The organism is Streptomyces venezuelae, from assembly GCF_008642315.1.
In the GTDB taxonomy this organism is placed as follows: Bacteria; Actinomycetota; Actinomycetes; order Streptomycetales; family Streptomycetaceae; genus Streptomyces; species Streptomyces venezuelae_D.
The window spans coordinates 6,128,983-6,146,296 of the sequence record NZ_CP029192.1 but is presented as its reverse complement, the minus strand read 5'-3'; the positions used below and the strand labels follow the sequence as shown (position 1 = coordinate 6,146,296).

Here is a 17,314-nt window from a genome sequence, read left to right as displayed (position 1 = left end):
GGCGAGCAGCGCTACCGCACCCCCACCGCCCGGATGATCTCCTGGGAAACGGCCCCGCCCCGGTCGTCGCCCGCCGAGGCCCGCAAGGACACCGACCGGGCGTCGCGCGGCACCTTCACCTCGCCCTCCCAGGCGGCCTTCCCCCCGTCCCGGTGCAGGCGCACGTCCCGCCAGATCTTCCCCTCGTCGTACGAGACGGAGAGCTTGCCGCGCCCGATGGCACCGGTGTCCGCCGCCCCCTTCACGTACTCGGCGAAGATCCCGACGTCGACGGTCCGGCCGCCCCGCACCGTGCCCGCGAGGTCCGTGTCCACGTCGAAGCCGAGGTTGAGCAGCGGCAGGAACGTCTTCTCGTCCGCGGGGGTCTCCTTGGACCTGAAGGTCCACTCGGCGTGGCCCTTCGTCGCGAGCTGCCAGCGCTCGGGGTCCAGCGTCGTGTCGGTGACGACCTTGTACGTGTGCTCGGCGGGGTCCGCGTCCCACACGTACACGCCGGAGCTCTTGCGCCGGTCGGCGCTCACGCCGTCCACGAAGACCTCGCTGACCTGCGTCATCGACTCCTCGTTCCAGACGTCGCCGAAGCCGGTGTGGTCGGGTCCCGAGTCGCCCCAGCCCGGCACGTTGAACGCCAGGTCGTTGCCGCTGCGCGTCTGGCCCCAGCCGAGCCCGGTGCCGAGCCACGGGTGCAGGACCGGCTTGAACCAGTCGAGACCGGTGCGCCTGCCGCCCTGGTAGGCGACCAGACCGCTGCGCTCCTCCAGCGCGCCGGGCCCGGTGGACACCGACTCGTGCCACAGCTGGTCCCTGCCCATGGAGACGTACTCGGTGCGCTCGGCCGAGAGGTCGACCTTCTCCTGGAAGCCGAAGCCGATGGGGAAGGTGTCGGTGACGGAGTAGCGGAACTCGCCGCCCGCCGCGGGCTTCACGGCGTGGAACTTCGTGTCCAGCGTGGCGAGTTCACGCTTGGTGGGTTCGTACGTGAGGTCCCTCCTGGGGACAGCCCCTTCATGCCCTTCCGAAAGGTCGTACACATAGGGGGTGTTGACGGTCCCGGTGCTCTCGATCCGTTTCCCCGTCTTCGCCGCGGCGATGAGCCGGGCCCCGTCCGCGGCATCGACCGTGGCGATCTGCAGCGGCCGGTCGCCGTTGTCGTCCGTGCCGAACCAGGCGTTGAGGCGGCCCGGCCGGTCGTCCGTCACGAACAGTGCCCGCGCACCCGCGTCCTGCGCGGCCTGTCCCAGCTGCGCCGGGGTGACCGCGTCCGTGCGGCGCACGACGACGGCCTTGCCGCGGACGTCCTTGCCCTCGTACGCGGCCGGCGTCCCGTCACCGGCGTCGACGAGCGCCCACTTCTCCCGCCCCTCGGCGATCGTCCCGCCCGGCTGGGCGACGGCCTCGCGCAGGCCCTTCACGTCCACGAGGGGCTTGCCGAGCCGCCACACCGTGCGGTACTCGAAGCTGCCTTCGGTGACCTTCTCGGTGGGCGCGGCGAAGACGCTGTCGTACTTGACGGGCACCTGGACGGCGCCCATGAGGTCGGCGCCGCCGGCCTTGCGGTCGTACTCCATGAGCAGCTGCCGGGTCTCGGTGCGCCGGCCCACGTCGGCCTTGATCTCGCGGAGCGTGCGCCCGTCCAGGGTGATGGCGCGGTCCCGGTCGAGGCGGACCTGCGGGTCGGCGAGGAAGCCGAGGCCGAGGGAGTCGTCGCCCTTGCCGCCACGCACGTCGAGGAAGGTCGACAGGGCGTACGTGCCGGGCTTCAGGCGGAGCTTCAGCGTGCCGGAGTCGTCGACGGCGGCCGGGAACGGCTCGGTTCCTTCGGCGAGTTGCTGCACGACGAGGTCGGCGGGGGACGCGGCTCCGTCGCGGTCCTTGACGTGGACGGTGAGGGTGTACCGCTCCTCTTCCTTGACCAGGCCGAACGCGGTGTGCGCCACCTCCTTGCCGCCCGTGGTCGCGACGACGGCCCCGCTGCTGTTCCCGACGGGCGCCTTCGAGCCGTCGCCGGTGACGGTGGTCGAGGCGGTGCCGTGGGCGGGGACGGTGAGAGTCGCGTCGGCGAGCGTGACGACGCCGTGGGCGGCCCCGTGCGCGGCGAGACTCAACTCGACCTCGCTGTCACTGGAGTTGCGGTAGGTGAGAGTCCGCTCGACCGGCTTGTTGTCCTCGTAGGGCCAGCCGTAGAAGCCGAGGTCGGCGCTGCCGGTGGCGGTGACGCGGGAGCCGACGGCGTCGGGCACGCTGACGCGCCCCGAGCCCAACTCGTAGGCAGACGCGTCCGCTTGACGGGAGCTGGACATCAGGGCGTCCTTGAGCTGCGCGCCGGTCCAGTCGGGGTGGCGCTCGGCGAGGAGGGCGGCGACGCCCGCGACGTGCGGCGTCGCCATCGACGTACCGCTCATCTCGGTGTAGAAGCCCTCGCCCTCCGTGAGCCGGGAGCGGGCGGCGAGGATGTCGACGCCGGGCGCCGACAGGTCGGGCTTCAGCGCGTGGTCGCCGACGCGCGGGCCCTGGCTCGTGAAGTACGCGGCCTCGTCCGCGGAGTCGACGGCGCCGACGGTCAGCGCGGAGTCGGCGGCGCCGGGCGAGCCGATGGAGGAGGGCGCGCCCGTGTTGCCCGCGGCGATGACGAAGAGGGCGCCGGTCTTCGCGGAGAGGGAGTCGACGGCGGCGGCCATCGGGTCGGTGCCGTCGCTCGCCTCGGACGAGCCGAGGCTCATGGAAACGACCTTGGCGTCGATGTCCTCGGCCGCCCACTCCATGCCGGCGATGATCTCCGACTCACTGCCGAAGCCCTCGTCGCTGAGCACCTTGCCGACGGCGAGGGAGGCGCCGGGCGCTACGCCCTTCTCCTTGCCGCCCTCGGAGGCGGCGCCGCTGCCGCCGACGGTGGAGGCGACGTGCGTGCCGTGCCCGTTGCGGTCGGCGACCTCCTCACCCGGTATGAAGCTCCTGCTCTCGCCGACGCGCCCCTTCAGATCCGGATGCTCCCCGTCGAACCCGGTGTCGAGGACGGCGACCTTGACGCCCTTGCCGGTGAGCCCTGCGTCCCAGGCCTCGGGCGTGCCGATCTGCTCGTTGCTCCGCGCCATGTCGGCCCGGACGCGGCCGTCGAGCCACACCTTGTCGATGCCGGACCCCTCGGCGCGTACGGCCCGCCAGAGAGCGCCGGGACGCTCCGTGCTGACGGCGACGCCACCGACGCTCTCGAGAGAGCGCACCTTTTCGACGCCGCGCGGCAGCTGTCGGGCGCCCCGCGCCTGCTTGTCGTACGTGACGATGAGGGGCAGCTCGGCGGCGGCCCCGCCCCGGTCCGCGAGCCCTTGCCGGATCAGCCCGGTCACGTCGAAGAGCCGCTCGTCGAGGACCCCGGAGCCCAGATACGGCCGGGCCTCGTCCGGCACGACGGTGACGTGCCCGTCGACGACCTGACTGCGCACGGCCCCGCTCGCCCCGGCGGGCCGGTCCACGGTGACGGTCTGCCGCCCGCCGGGGAGCCGGGTGACGGTGACCTTGTCCCCGGTGATCAGGGTGACGGTGTGGGCGGCATCGGCGGGGCGGGCTGCATCGGCGGTGCGGGTGACCGCGGACGTGTCGTCGGCGGCGGCGCCCTGCCCGGCGGGAAGCAGGGCGAACGCGAGACCGGCGGCGGCCACGAGCGCGGCTCTTCGCCGCACGGGGGCTCTGGTCATGGGGCTGCCTCTCTTCGTCGGACCCGGGCGGGGGTGGTGCCCGAGTGCTGCGAAAAGTGTCAGGGGCCCTGTGGTGCAGAGGAGTTGACGCGGCATGGCGGGAAGCCGCCACAGGGACTACCCGCCATCGGACGCCCGTGGCGGAACACCGCGCCCGGCCCGCCGAACGTCACGAAGGCGGATGACAGTCGCACATGCCGTCCGCGAGAATACGGAAGCCGGACCGGGCGACCGGTCGACGGCGACCGCACGGGCTCAACGGGGGGACACGATGGGCAGTTCGTCGCGTGCTGCGACCCGGCAGGCACGTACGCCATGAAGAACGCCTCCTGGCACGCCCGCATCGACTGCGGCGGCGAGGTCGGCGCGGGCTTCCTCGTCACGGAGCGGCACGTCCTCACCTGCGCGCACGTCGTCCGGGACCACGGACGCCACCCCGTCGCCGTCACCTTCCCGCACCACAGGGAGCTGGCCCCCGTCCACGCCACGGTGAGCGGCACCGACGACTGGCAGGGCCGCCACGACGACCCCGGCGACCTCGCCGTGCTGGAACTGGACGGCCCGGTGCCGCTCGCCCCCGCCGAGTTCGCGGCGCCCGGCGACGCGTACGGCGAACCGCGGCCGCGCCTGATCGTGTACGGCTTCCCGCGCGGGTACGACGAAGGCACGATCGCCGAGTACCGCGCCACCGCGGCCCAGTTGATCGCGAGCGAGTGGGTCCAGCTGGAGGCGTGGAGCGCCCACGGCCAGCGTCTCGCGCCCGGGTTCAGCGGTGCCGCGGTCGCCCTCGCCGACACCGGCCGGGTCGTCGGCATGCTGTCGGCGGCGGACGGCGCGCCCGACATCCTCAGCGGCCGGATGCTGCCCACCTCCGTCATGTCCCGCTACTGGCCGCGCCTCACCGAGCTGGTCCGCACCCCGGTACACCCGCCGACGACCGCGGAGCGGCTGCGCGAACTGGTCGGGAAGGCCACGGGCTCGGAGTTCGGCCGCGACCCCGAGCGGCTGTACCTGGACGCCGCGGGACCGTTCGGCCCGCCGGTCCCGCAGGGCGGCTTCGGCTCGCTGTGGGCCGCCGCCTGGTACCTGCTCTGGGAGGTCGAGGACCCGGACGCCGCGACGCGCTTCGCCGACCGGCTCGCGGCGCTGCTCGACACCCCGGCGGGTCCCGCCCCGGCCGCCCACCCGGCGGCGGGTCCCGCGTGGGCGCCCATCCTCGTCGAGATCGAGCACAGCGGCGGCGACGCCGACCAGGTCCTCGTGGCCGTCTCCGCCCACCGCGAGGGCCGCCGCCACCCGGTCGACTCGCGCACCCTGCACCGGAGCGAGGTGCGGGCCCACGTCCAGGAGCACATCGAGAAGGCCTTCTGGCACCTCCCGTCCGGAGCCGACGAGTTGATCGCCTTCGTACTGCCACGCGAATGGCTGAACGAGCCCGTGGCGGACTGGCAGCGCAGCGCCGACGACCCGACGCCGCTCGGCTGCTCGTACCCCCTCGTCGTGACCGAACGCTCCCGGCGCACCGGTGGACTGCGCCACCAGCTCGCCCGCAAGTGGGAGCGGCTCGGCGGCCGTCCCTCGGCGACCCTGCACCGCGTCGAGTGCGGCCCCTGCGAGAAGCCGGGCAAGCTGCGCTTCCTGCTGCGTCGGGACGAGGCGGACCTGGCGGGCTTCGCCGCGGCCCCGACCGCGCCCCGCGTCCGGCCCCACTTCGAGGCGTCCCTGAACGCGCCCGCGCCCATCCTGGTGTGGCCGCGCACCGGGTGCGAGCACGGCGACCACACCATGACGGACGGCTGCGCCGGGACGGACTTCCTCGACCGGCTCGCCGTGTACCTCGACGGTCTGCCCCCTGCCGAGCTGCCCCGGCACGTCCTCGCCCTGCGCGAGAGCGCGGAGGCGTCCGACGCCCCCGAGCGGCACTGGGCGAGGGACGTCCAGCTCCTGTGGGACGACCCGCGCTGCTTCCCCGACGCGGCCGCCGCCCCGCACCTCTCCCCCGTCACCCGCTGAGCGCCCGCACCCCACCCGGAGAACCCCATGAGCCAGTGGCCCGTCTACACCGGCAGGGCAGCGCCCCACGACGGCGTCTCCAACCTGCCGCCGCCCCCGCCCTGGCGCGCCTTCGACGGCGGCCCCGCCCTGGAGACCCCCGCGGACGACGGAGCCACCACCTCGCCCGACCGCGCCCACCGGGCCCGCACCTACCGCGCCACCGACCAGGCGGTCCAACTCGTCAACGCCGCGCTCTACTTGAGGCGACCGCTCCTGGTCACGGGCCCACCCGGCAGCGGCAAGTCGAGCCTCGCGTACGCGGTCGCCCGTGAGCTGCGGCTCGGCCCGGTGCTGCGCTGGAACATCACGAGTCGCAGCACGCTGCACGACGCGCTCTATCAGTACGACCCGCTGTCCCGGTTGTACGCGGCGGGGCGGGCCGCACGGGACGAGGCCAGGGCCCGTCCGCAAACACCGGTCGCCCCACGCACCCCGCACGCACCACAGACCCCACGCCAGGGCGCCGCCTCGAACGAGGACGGCCGCGACCGGCCGGACCCCGCGGGCGTCGCCGACCACCTGCGGCTCGGCCCTCTGGGCACCGCCCTCCTGCCCTACGCCCGCCCCCGCGCCCTCCTCATCGACGAGATCGACAAGAGCGACCTGGACCTCCCCAACGACCTCCTGAACATCCTGGAGGAGGGCCAGTACGAGATCCCCGAGCTGCTGCGGACCGCCAAACGCACCCCGCGCGCGACCCTCCTCACGGACGGCACCGACACCCCGGTCACGGTCGAGAAGGGGCGCGTCCGCTGCCGCGCCTTCCCCTTCGTCGTCCTCACCAGCAACGGGGAGCGCGAGTTCCCGCCCGCCTTCCTGCGCCGCTGCGTCACCCTGCGCCTGCGCCAGCCGCGCGACGAGCACCTGGAAGAGATCGTCCGCGCCCACCTGGGCGAGCCCGACGCCTACGCCCGCGACCTCATCACCCGCTTCCTGGAACGCGGCGCCGGCGGCGAACTCGCCACCGACCAGCTCCTCAACGCCATCTACCTGACCGGCGCCGCGGGGCTCGACGCCGCCTCACGGGACGAGCTGGCGCAGCAGTTGATGCCCTACCTGTCGACGGCCACCGACACGGGCCGCAATGCCTTCTGACCGGCCTCCGCGCCCCGGCGAGGCCGCACACCTCGCCGGGCTGCTGGCCGACGCGTCGGGCGGGTCACGTCACCTCACCCCGACCGAACTGGCGGAACTCCTGTGGCTGGCGGCGCACTTGCCCCCGCCCCCGGCCGCGCCTCCACCCCCGGCCCCGGCCGAGACCCACCCCTCGGATCCGTCCGAACGCACCGTGCCCCCGGCCCCCGAACCGGACCCCGCACCCCGCCCGGAGCCCGGCCTGTCGCCGTCGGCCGACAGCGCTCCACCACCCACCGACGACCGCATCCCGCTGCACCTCGCGACCCGCTCACACCGCCCGCTCCGCGTGCCCCGCCCCCCTGAGCCCCCGCCCGACAGCCACACGGCACCACCCCCGCCCTCCTCCCCCCTCCCTCTGTCCGCACCGCGCCCACCGGCCTCCGGCACCCGTCGCATCCCCCTGCACGTGCCCGTCCCGCCGATGCTCGCCCACCCGCTCGCCCTGCAACGCGCGGTGCGCCCGCTCAAGCGCTACGTCCCCTCGCCCACCGGACGGTTCCTCGACGAGGAGGCCACCGCCCACCGCATCGCCCTGCTCGGCGGGCAGCCGCAGGGGTGGCTGCCGGTCCTCGGACCGGCCCCGGAGCGCTGGCTCCGGCTCTGCGTCGTGCACGACGGCGGAGCCACGATGCCCATGTGGCGGCCGCTCGTCCGGGAACTGCACACCGCGCTCGCCCAGTCCGGCGTGTTCCGCACGGTCGAACTCCACCGCGCGGCGCCCGACGGCACGGTCCCGGCCCGCGCCGCGTCCGTGCCCGCCGACGGCCGCACCGTCATCCTGGTGATCAGCGACTGCATGGGCCCCCAGTGGCGCGAGGGCCCCGGCGCCGTCCGCTGGCACCACACGCTGCACCGCTGGGCGGCACGCATGCCGCTGGCCGTCGTCCAGCCGCTCCCCGAACGCCTGTGGCGCACCACCGCCCTGCCGACGACCCCCGGCCTGCTGTCCGCACCGCACCCCGCGGCCCCTTCCGCCGCCCTCGCGTTCACCGCCTACGACGTCCTCGAAGAGCCACGCCCCGAGGACGCCCTGCCGCTGCCCGTCCTGGAACCGGCGGCGAACTGGCTCGCGAACTGGGCGGCACTGGTCACCGACCCGGGCGGCACCCAACTCCCCGGATCTGTCGGCTGGTTGACGCCGAGCCCCGCGACACCATCGCGAACCGCCGCACCGCCCGCGGGCCCCACCCCCCGCGAGGACCTCACCCGCCTCACCGCCGAGGAGCTCGTACTCCGCTTCCGCTCCACCGCCTCACCCGAAGCGTTCCGCCTGGCCGGTCATCTCGCGCTCGGCGAAACACAGTTGCCGGTCATGCGACTGGTCCACCGTGCGGTCGAGAGGCACCCTCGGCCGCAGCATCTGGCCGAGGTGATCCTCAGCGGCATGCTCGCCGAGTCCCCGGAGGGCCCGCCGGGCGCGTACGACTTCCGGGACGGCGTACGCGAACTGCTCCTGCGGACCCTGCCGCGCACGGCACGCGACCGGACCCGCGAACTCCTGGCCCAGATCGGCGGGTTGATCGACGACCGGGCGGGTGTCGCACCGGGCGAGCTGCGGGCGGTGGCACACGTACCGGGGCGCGGGGGCGAGGGCGTGGGAGGCGGCGCGGGCGAGGCGTTCGCGACCGTCACCCCGGAGAGCGTCCGGCAGCTCGGCGGGGCGCGGCCCCACCTGCTCGGCGGGCGCTACCGGGGCATCGCGCAGATCGGGCGGGACAAAGGGGTGTGGCTCGCGGACGACCTGGCGGACGGCGGTGAGGTAGTGGTGGTGCAGCGGTTCCTCGCGGCGCCGGGCCCCGTGCGCGCGTCGTTCGCCGACGAGGCGGCACGGCTGGAACAGTTCCACCATCCGCACGTCGCCGCCGTCCACGACCACGGCATGGACGGCGAAGTCCCCTATCTGGTCCTGGAGTACGTACCGGGCCGCAATCTGGACGAGCTGCTCCTGGGGCACCCCGGCGGGCTGCCGGTCGAGATGGCTCTCCAGCTGGTGGTGCCGCTGGCCGAAGCCGTCACCGCCCTGCACACCCAGGGCATGGTCCACGGCGCGATCTCCGCCGAGCAGGTGCGGCTCCCCCGGGACCGGGGGCCGGTCCTGTGCGGCTGCACGCTGACCCCGTACGGCACGGCCGCCCGCGAGGCCGACCTGCTGGCCCTCGGGCGCCTCGTCCAGGAGACGTACACGGGCGCGCCGACCATACCGGCGGACCGGGGGCACGGGCTGCCGATCGACCGGCCGGAGACGCCGCTGGCCATGCTGGCGTCCGCCGTGCTCGACCTGGCGTCCGGCCGCCTGCCACGCCAGCGCCGCGGCCTGGCGAAGCTGGCGTCCCGCACCGCACGTCCGACGCAGGAGCTCACCTGCTCGCTGCTCGGGCCGCCGGTGTTCTTCCGTGACGGCAGTCGCCTTCCGGCCACGACGCCGGAGAGCCTGGCGGTGCTGTGCATGCTGGTGCTCGCGGAGGGCTCCAGCCTCTCGTACGCGGATCTGGCCGAGGGCCTGTGGGCAGCCGAACGCACCGACCCCACCCGCTCCTTCATCAGCTCCTGCCTGAGCGCCATCCGCGTCGAGCTGGGCATTCCGGTGGTCGAGGACGTCCGCGGGTTCTCCCTGCGCCTGCCGCCGGACGACGAGGCCGTCGACCTGTTCCGCTGCCGACGGCTGGCCGCCGAGGCGGAGCGGGCGCGGGCGGCGGGCGACCTGGGGACGGCCCGTCAGCGGGTCACGGAGGCCCACTCCCTCTGGCAGGGCGAACCCCTGGACGGCGTGCCCGGGCCTGCCGCGCGGGCCGTCCGCGTGGAGATCGACCGGCTCCGCCACCGCCTCCGGAACAACCTGCACGCCCTGAAGGAGCCGCCCGCCGGGGCCGACAGCCCTGACGGTCCCGACAGCCCCGGACAGCAGCACATCCGCGTGCTCTTCGAGTGCGTGGCGGCCGAGGGCCGGGCGAAGGCCGTCGCCGAGCTCGGCAAGGCGGTCTCGCGTCTCCTGGTGCGCATCGGCGTCGGTCCGGGAGAGTTCTCCCTGCGGCCGGGCGCCCGCGACTGGACGCTGACCGTCGCGTGCGGGGTACCCGCCGTGGAACTGCTGGCGGCCCTCCTGGACGAGCTGCCCTCCCTGCGCACGCCGCCGCCCCGGCTCGACATCGCCGTCACGGTGGGCCGGGCCACGGACCCGGCGGCCATCCGGCTCCCGCGCTTCCCCGACCGCCTGCGGAACCTCTTCGACGGCACGGGACAGGCGATCGTGGTGCTCCCCGACACCCTGCACACGGACCTCACGCGGCGGGGGCTCGCGGGCTCCGTTCCCTTCAGCCTGCTGTCCGACACCGGCGACTGGTACGGCTGGATCATGGCGCCGCCCGCGGTCACCCCGCTCCTGCTGGGCTTCGACGGCGTCTTCACCCATCTCTTCCCGAGCCGCTCGGCGCGCGCGGCCACGCTCTCCCTCCTCTCCGTGGTCACCGAGTACCGCCGCCTGAACGACGCCCTGTCCGGCGTACCGCTCCTGGACTCGCGCAGTGCCGCCGTGACCGACGGCCACCTCGCCCACCCCCTGGACGCGCTGCGGGCGCTCGCGCACCACCAGGGGTACGCCGCCGAACTCCACGCACGCCTCACCGCCCTGGAGACGGAACGCGCGGCCGTCTCCAGGCCCCTGGCCCACAGCGCCGCGCTCCACGGCCTCCTCACGAACCGTCCCGTCGCCATCGTCACCGACACCTCGCACGAGGCGGTGTCGACATACCTCGAAGCACAGGGGCTCCCCGCCCCACGCGGCGGAATCCACGGCCGTACCGCGGACATCACGCGCCTGATGCCGGACGCGGAGTGTCCGAGCCGGGCGCTGGAGCGGCTCGCCGTGCCACCGAACCGCTGCCTGATGCTCGGGGCGTCTCCGCACGAGGCGGTCGCCGCCCGGACCCTGGGCATTCCCTTCGTCGGCCATGCTCCCGACAACCGCTCGGCGCGGGATCTCCGGTCCGTCGGAGTCTCCAGTACCGTCACCTCCTTGCGCGAGGTTGTCGACCTCCTCCGCGCGAAAGACGGACGCCGGGGCGTATGAAATCCCGTCAGATCGGCGAGTACGCGCCTTTTCGGTAGCAACCCCTCCGGGTCCACTGGAACCACCGCACCGTTCGCCCGAACCACCGCCCCGCCTGCGACGCCCCCAACACCACCCGTACCAACACCACCCGTGCGGCGGCACCCCGCCCGGCTCAGCTCAGCGCGCGGGCCGCGCTCGTCCGTCGCACGATGCGAGACAGGACCGTCGTCCGACGGTCCGTACGGTCTGCGCTCTCGGGAGGATCTGCCATGACCGTCAGTCTGGAGCAGTTGCGCCGCTGCCACATCGCCGTCGACCTGGGAGCCGCGAGGACCCGCGTGTACGTGAAGGGGGCGGGCCTCGTCGTCGACCAGCCGAGCGCCGCCGCCGTCAACACGCGCACGGGCGCGCTCATCGCGGTCGGCCAGTTCGCCGAGCAGATGACGGGACGTACGCCCGGCTACATCCGGGTGGTCCGCCCCGTCTCCGGCGGCACCGTCGTCGACATCGAGATGGCCCAGCGCATGCTGCGGCACCTGATCGGCGAGAAGCTCCGCCGCACGCTGCGCCGCAAGCCCCGACTGCGCGCCGCCGCCTGCACGCCGCACGACGCGGACCCGCTGGCCCAGCGCGCCGCCGTCGAGACGATGGTCGGGCTCGGGGCGCGCCGCGTGGAGCTCGTCGACACGCTCATCGCGGCGGCCGTCGGCTGCGGGCTCCCCGTGGAGCGCCCCGAGGCGACGATGATCCTCGTCTGCGGCGCCGCCACGACGCAGGTCGCGGTCCTCTCCCTCGGCTCGATCGTGACCGCGGAACGCATCCCCGTCGGCGGCGAGGCCATCGACAACGCGATCGTGCAGCACCTGCGCCACCACCACGAACTGATGCTGCCCTCCCAGTCCGTACGTCCTCTCCAGCTCGCGCTGCGCGGCAACGGCCTCACGCCCCAGGGCCCGGAGTCGACGGAGATCCACGGCAGGGACGTCGCGACGGGCCTGGCCCGCTCCGTCCAGGTCGACACGGCCGCCGTCCGCGACGCCATCCATACTCCGCTCACCGCCGTGCTCGACGGCATCGGCAAGGTGCTGCGCGACTGCCCGCCGGAGCTGGTGGCCGACCTCGCGGACCGCGGAATCATGATGGTCGGCGGCAGCGCGCTGCTGCCGGGGTTCGACCAGATGCTGAGGGATGCGACCGGAATGCCCGTACATATCGCGGAACGGCCTGATGTGTGTGCCGTGCTGGGACTCGGTGCGATGCTTGAGGGCAAGATCCAGCCGCTGGCGCTGGCGCCCCTGTCCGGCTGACCGGCCGGCGCGTGTCCCCGCCTCGACCATGGAGTACGTCGTACGTGACCGAGATGCCCGATGACGATGGCGCAGGCGAAGGCGTAGGCGGCGGCAGCACCGACGTCACCGGAGAGACGGACATCCCGCAGCCCTCGATGCAGCCCATCCTGGAGGCCGTCCTCAGCGTCGGCACGGACCTCGAACTCCAGGCGACGCTGCAGCACATCGTGGACAGCGCGGCCCGGCTGACCGGGGCGGGGCTCGGCACGCTGGCCGTCGACGCCCCCGGCCACGGGGGCCCGGCCGAGCTGTTCGTGGCGGGCGGCCCCGGGCGCCACCCGGACGGCGTGCCGTGCGTACGCCCGACCGCGGACGGCACCGTCATCGACGTACCGATCCACGTCCACGACGACCCGTTCGGCACGCTGCTGCTCGCCGAGAAGGACGGGGGCGGCCCCTTCACCGACGAGGACCGCCAGCTCCTGAGGGTCCTGGCGAGCCAGGCGGGCATCGCGATCGGCAACGCCCGCCTGTTCGAGGCGGCCCGGCAGCGGGAGCGCTGGATCGAGGGCGCGGCGGCGGTCACGACGGCGCTGCTCACCGGCGAGGCGGCGGCGGACGCGCTGATGACGGTCGCGGACCGGGCGCGGATCCTCGCGGGCGCGGCGGCGGGCGTGATCCTGCAGCCCACGGAGGCGGGCGGCATGCGCATCGTCGCGGCGGCGACGGACGGGGAACCGCACGGGTGGGGGGCGTCGGCACACCGTCGGGCGCCGACGGGGGACGGCACGTCACGCCCGTCCGGATCCCCCGCGGACGCGTCCCGTCCCACCACACGCACCGGCACTCAGAGCACCCAGAGCACCGAGAGCCCCCGGGAAACCCGGGAAGCCCACCACAACGATCTGATCGGCACCACGATCGAGCCCGGCAGCGCGGTCCTGACCCAGCTGCTCGGCGGCGAACCCGTGTACATCGACGACTCGGCCACCGACCCCCGTATGACCACGCACGTGCGCGCCCGCTTCGGCCCGAGCATGATGCTGCCGCTGCAGGCGGGCGGTCGGCTCATCGGCACGCTCGCACTCCCCCGCAGGCGCGGCGCCCCCGCCTACACCTCCGCCGAACGCCTGCTCGCGACGCAGTTCGCCTCGCAGGCCGCGCTCGCCCTCGTGCTCGCGGACGCCCAGCAGAGCCGCCGACGCCTCGCGGTCTTCGAGGACCGCGACCGGATCGCCCGCGACCTGCACGACCTCGTCGTCCAGCGCCTCTTCGCGACCGGGATGATGCTGGAGGGCACGCGCCGCAAGGCCAGGGCGACCAAGGTCGAGTCGACCCTCGACCACGCCGTGGACGAGCTGGAGTCCACGATCCAGGAGGTCCGCACGGCCATCTTCGCGCTCCAGCAGCCGCCCGCGGACGCCCCCGCGACGTTCCGGGGCAAGGTGCTGCGCGAGACGGCGGGCGCGTCCGCCGTCCTCGGCATCCAGCCGTCCGTCCACTTCGCGGGCGCCGTCGACGCCCGGGTCACGGAGCCGGCGGCGGGCCACCTGCTCGCGGCCCTGCGCCGGGCCCTGGCCGCGACGTCCCGCCGCACCGGTGTCACACGCGTGGACGTCGCGGTCGACGCGCGGGCCACGCTGCCGGACGGCCGCTCAGGAGTACGGCTGACGGTGTACGACGACGGGGACACGGACGGCGTGGAGGCGGGCACGACGGCGACGTGGCAGGCCCCGTTGTAGCGCGCCGCGGCGCCGCACCCCCTCAGAGCCCCACCACCGAAACCTCCGTGGCCTTCACGCTCGTCCACACCTCGGCGCCCTCCACGAGCCCGAGCTCCACCGCCGCCTGCGGAGTGATCTCGGCGACCAGGTCGGGCGCCTCACCCGAGGTGACGAGGACACGCAGCCGACTGCCCGCCGTGGTGATCTCACGCACCACGCCCGGCCACACGTTGCGCGGGCTGCCCGCCGGCTTCTCGCGGTGCAGGGACACGGCCTCCGGCGCGATGACCGCGAGCGCGGGCGCACCCTCCTCCAGCGGGTCGGCGACGACCAGGCGCCCCTCCCCCGCCAGCGCGAGCGTCCCGTCGGCGGCGGCGGTGCCGGGCCAGGCGTTGCGGCCGAGCATGCGGGCCACCCAGGGCGAGCGCGGATGCCGGGTGACCTCCGTGGGCGGCGCGTCCTGCAACGTACGCCCTTCGTCGAGCACGAGGACCCGGTCCGCCAGCGAGACGGCTTCGACCGGGTCGTGCGTGACGATGAGGCAGACGCCGCCGAACCCGTCGAGGTGGCGGCGCAGGGTGTGCCGGACGTGGGCGCGGGTGGTCTGGTCGAGCGCGGCGAGCGGCTCGTCGAGGAGGAGCAGCCGGGGGCGGGCGGCCAGGGCGCGGGCCAGGGCGACCCGCTGGGCCTGACCTCCGGAGAGCTGGGCGGGCCTGCGGTGCGCGAGGTGTCCGACGCCGAGCCGGTCGAGCCAGGCCTGCGCCTCGCGCCGGGCGTCGGCACGCCGTACGCCCTGCGCCCGCAGTCCGTACGCGGTGTTGCGGAGCGCGTTGAGGTGCGGGAAGAGCGCCCCTTCCTGGGGCACCCAGGCGACCCCGCGCCGGTGCGGGGGCAGACCGGTGACGTCGCGCTCGCCGAGCCGCAGCTCCGCGTGGGCGCGCGGGGTGAGGCCGAGGAGAGCGCGCAGGAGTGTGGTCTTGCCCGCGCCGTTGGGTCCGACGACGGCGATGGTGGTGCCGGGTCGGGCGTCGAGGGTGAGGTGGTTGTAGCCGGTGACGTCGGCGTGCAGGGCCCACTTCTCGTCCGCACGGGCGACCTTCGCGGCCGGTTCCGAGAACTCCACGGGCTCCCCCGGCCCGCCGCCTTCTTCACCGCGGTCCTCGCCGACGCGCCCGGACTCCCGTACCCGCCGCTCCGAACCGCCCCCGGACGCCCCCGCGGTCCACCGCCCCCGCAACCCCACCAACACGGCCATGGCGATGGCGAGCAGCAGCAACGACAACGAAGTCGCCGCCTCCGGGGAGTCCTGCAACAGCAGATACACCTGGAGGGGCAGGGTCTGCGTCGTCCCCGGCAGGTTCCCCGCGAAGGTGATCGTCGCCCCGAACTCGCCGAGCGCCCGCGCCCAGGTCAGCGCGGCTCCCGCGGCGAGCCCGGGGGCGACCATCGGCAGGGTGACGGTGAGGAACACCCGTACCGGCGACGCCCCCAGCGACGCCGCGGTCTCCTCGAACCCGGGCCGCAGCCCGCCCAGCGCGCCTTCCAGGCTGATGACGAGGAACGGCATGGCGACGAACGTCGCCGCGACCACCGCCCCCGAGGTGTGGAAGGGCAGCACGATCCCGAACGTGTCCTCCAGCCACGGCCCGAGCAGCCCGCGCCGCCCGAAGCCGAGGAGCAGCGCGACACCGCCGACGGTCGGCGGCAGCACCATCGGCAGCAGTACGAGGGACCGTACGAGCGCCTTGCCCCGGAACTCCACCCGCGCGAGCAGCCAGGCCAGCGGCACCCCGAGCAGGAGCGAGAGCCCGAGCGCCCAGAAGGACACGAACAGCGAGAGCTTCAGGGCCTGCGTGACCCCGGGAGCCGTCAGGTGGCTCCCGAGGTCACCCCACTCGGTCCGGGCCAGGATGCCGACGAGCGGCATCAGCAGGAAGGCGACGGCGAGCAGGGCGGGCACGGCGAGCGTGAGCGGCGCACGGGACCGCAGGCGCGCGCGGGTCGGAGGTCGGAGCCGGGTCATCTGTGCGTTACGGCTTCTGGAACCCGGCGTCCCGCAGCATCTTCTGTGCCTCGGGCGTGCTGAGCCACTTCACGAACGCGGCGGCCGCCTCGCTGTTCTTGGAACCCTTGAGGGTCGCGGCGGGGTAGGAGGCGACGGCGTTCTGCGCGTCGGGGATCTCGACGGCGTCCACCTTGTCGGGGGCGGTGGCGGCATCGGTCTTGTACACGATCCCGGCGTCGGCCTCCCCGAGCTCGACCTTGCTGAGCACGGACCGGACGTTGGCTTCCTTGGAGACGGGCTTCACGCTGACGCCCTGCTTGTCGAGGACCTGCTTGCTGTACCGCCCGACGGGCACGGTGTCATCGGCAAGAACGACCTTCAACTTGCTGCCGGCAAGATCCTTGAGCTCCTTGACCTTCTCCGGGTTGCCTTCCCGTGTGGCGATGACGAGCCGGTTCTTGGCGATGACGGTGGGCTCGCCGGTCTCGCCCTTGAGCCCGTCCATGGTCTTGGTGTCGGCGGTCACCAGCACGTCCGCGGGCGCCCCCTGCTTGACCTGGGCGGCGAGCTCCTGCGACCCGGCGGCGGAGACGGTGATCCTCGTGCCCGGGTGCTCCTTCTCGTACGACTTCTCGGCGGTGGCGAAAACGTCGGTGAGGGAAGAGGCGGCGAGGACGGTGAGACTGACGTCCTTCCCGCCCTCGTCCTTCTTCCCGTCGCTGTCGTCGTCACTGCCGCAGGCGGCGAGCGGAACGAGCAGGGCGGCGGTGGCGGCAGCGGCGACGGTGCGGCGGACGGTGCGGCCGGAGAACTTCGGGGACATGGCACGGCTCCTGGCGAAAGACGAAGACGACAAAGCGACGCACGAAGGCACTACTGAGGCACTACTCACGCACTGCTCACGCACGATCGATGTGCACGCTGGTGGACTTGACCCGGGCGGTGGCCTCGACCCCGACCTCAAGACCGAGCTCCTCCACCGCCTCGCGGGTCAGCAGCGAGACGAGCCGGTGCGGCCCGGCCTGGATCTCGACCTGCGCGGCGACGTCACCGAGCTTCACGGCGGTGACGATCCCGGGAAAGGCGTTGCGCGCAGAGGTGTACGAAACATCCTCATCACCCGCACCCACCCCCGCGCCCTGCCCGACCTCAACGGCGAAGGCGGCGAGATCCCGCCCGTCGATGAGCCGCCGACCGCCCTCATCCCGATGCGTGGCGACGCGCCCGGCATCGGCCCAACGACGAGCGGTATCGGGGCTGACTCCGAGCAGACGGGCGGCCTGCCCGATTGTGTAGGACTGCATATGCGACAAGATAAGCGCGATCGCCTCGCATTTGTAAAAGTTGGGACGGTTCTCCATCGC

Annotated in this window: 9 protein-coding genes; 5 read left to right on the top strand and 4 right to left on the bottom strand. The window is 73.9% G+C overall.

Features of this window, described 5'->3' with window-relative positions:
* Positions 1-11 precede the first annotated feature (11 nt).
* On the bottom strand, positions 12-3,692 hold the full coding sequence (locus DEJ48_RS26905) for a S8 family serine peptidase (protein WP_150218814.1): 3,681 nt from the start codon (positions 3,690-3,692) through the stop codon (positions 12-14).
* A 315-nt stretch (positions 3,693-4,007) separates the two neighbouring features.
* Between DEJ48_RS26905 and DEJ48_RS26900 the strand changes: the two genes are divergently transcribed.
* The 5 genes from DEJ48_RS26900 (at position 4,008) to DEJ48_RS26880 (ending at position 13,963) form a co-directional block, all read left to right on the top strand.
* On the top strand, positions 4,008-5,705 hold the full coding sequence (locus DEJ48_RS26900; RefSeq protein WP_150218813.1) for a trypsin-like peptidase domain-containing protein: 1,698 nt from the start codon (positions 4,008-4,010) through the stop codon (positions 5,703-5,705).
* A 27-nt stretch (positions 5,706-5,732) separates the two neighbouring features.
* On the top strand, positions 5,733-6,842 hold the full coding sequence (locus tag DEJ48_RS26895) for an AAA family ATPase (protein ID WP_150218812.1): 1,110 nt from the start codon (positions 5,733-5,735) through the stop codon (positions 6,840-6,842).
* Positions 6,832-10,950, top strand: coding sequence for an SAV_2336 N-terminal domain-related protein (locus DEJ48_RS26890; protein ID WP_150218811.1), 4,119 nt, complete (start codon positions 6,832-6,834; stop codon positions 10,948-10,950). The genes DEJ48_RS26895 and DEJ48_RS26890 overlap by 11 nt, the downstream gene beginning before the upstream one ends.
* Before the next feature lie 251 nt (positions 10,951-11,201).
* Positions 11,202-12,239, top strand: coding sequence for a rod shape-determining protein (locus DEJ48_RS26885; protein ID WP_150218810.1), 1,038 nt, complete (start codon positions 11,202-11,204; stop codon positions 12,237-12,239).
* 137 nt (positions 12,240-12,376) lie between these two features.
* Positions 12,377-13,963: a GAF domain-containing protein gene (locus DEJ48_RS26880; RefSeq protein WP_150221421.1), complete on the top strand. Its 1,587-nt coding sequence runs from the start codon at positions 12,377-12,379 to the stop codon at positions 13,961-13,963.
* A gap of 22 nt (positions 13,964-13,985) precedes the next feature.
* Here DEJ48_RS26880 and DEJ48_RS26875 read toward each other — a convergent pair whose 3' ends face one another.
* From DEJ48_RS26875 to DEJ48_RS26865, 3 genes are all read right to left on the bottom strand, one after another.
* Positions 13,986-15,968 (bottom strand): ABC transporter permease, encoded by a 1,983-nt coding sequence (locus DEJ48_RS26875; protein WP_150218809.1) that lies wholly within the window; start codon positions 15,966-15,968, stop codon positions 13,986-13,988.
* 7 nt (positions 15,969-15,975) lie between these two features.
* Entirely contained in the window at positions 15,976-16,773 is a 798-nt protein-coding gene (gene modA, locus DEJ48_RS26870; protein WP_150218808.1) for a molybdate ABC transporter substrate-binding protein, read from the bottom strand.
* Between the two features lie 76 nt (positions 16,774-16,849).
* Entirely contained in the window at positions 16,850-17,254 is a 405-nt protein-coding gene (locus DEJ48_RS26865) for a molybdopterin-binding protein (protein WP_150221420.1), read from the bottom strand.
* Positions 17,255-17,314: the final 60 nt, after the last annotated feature.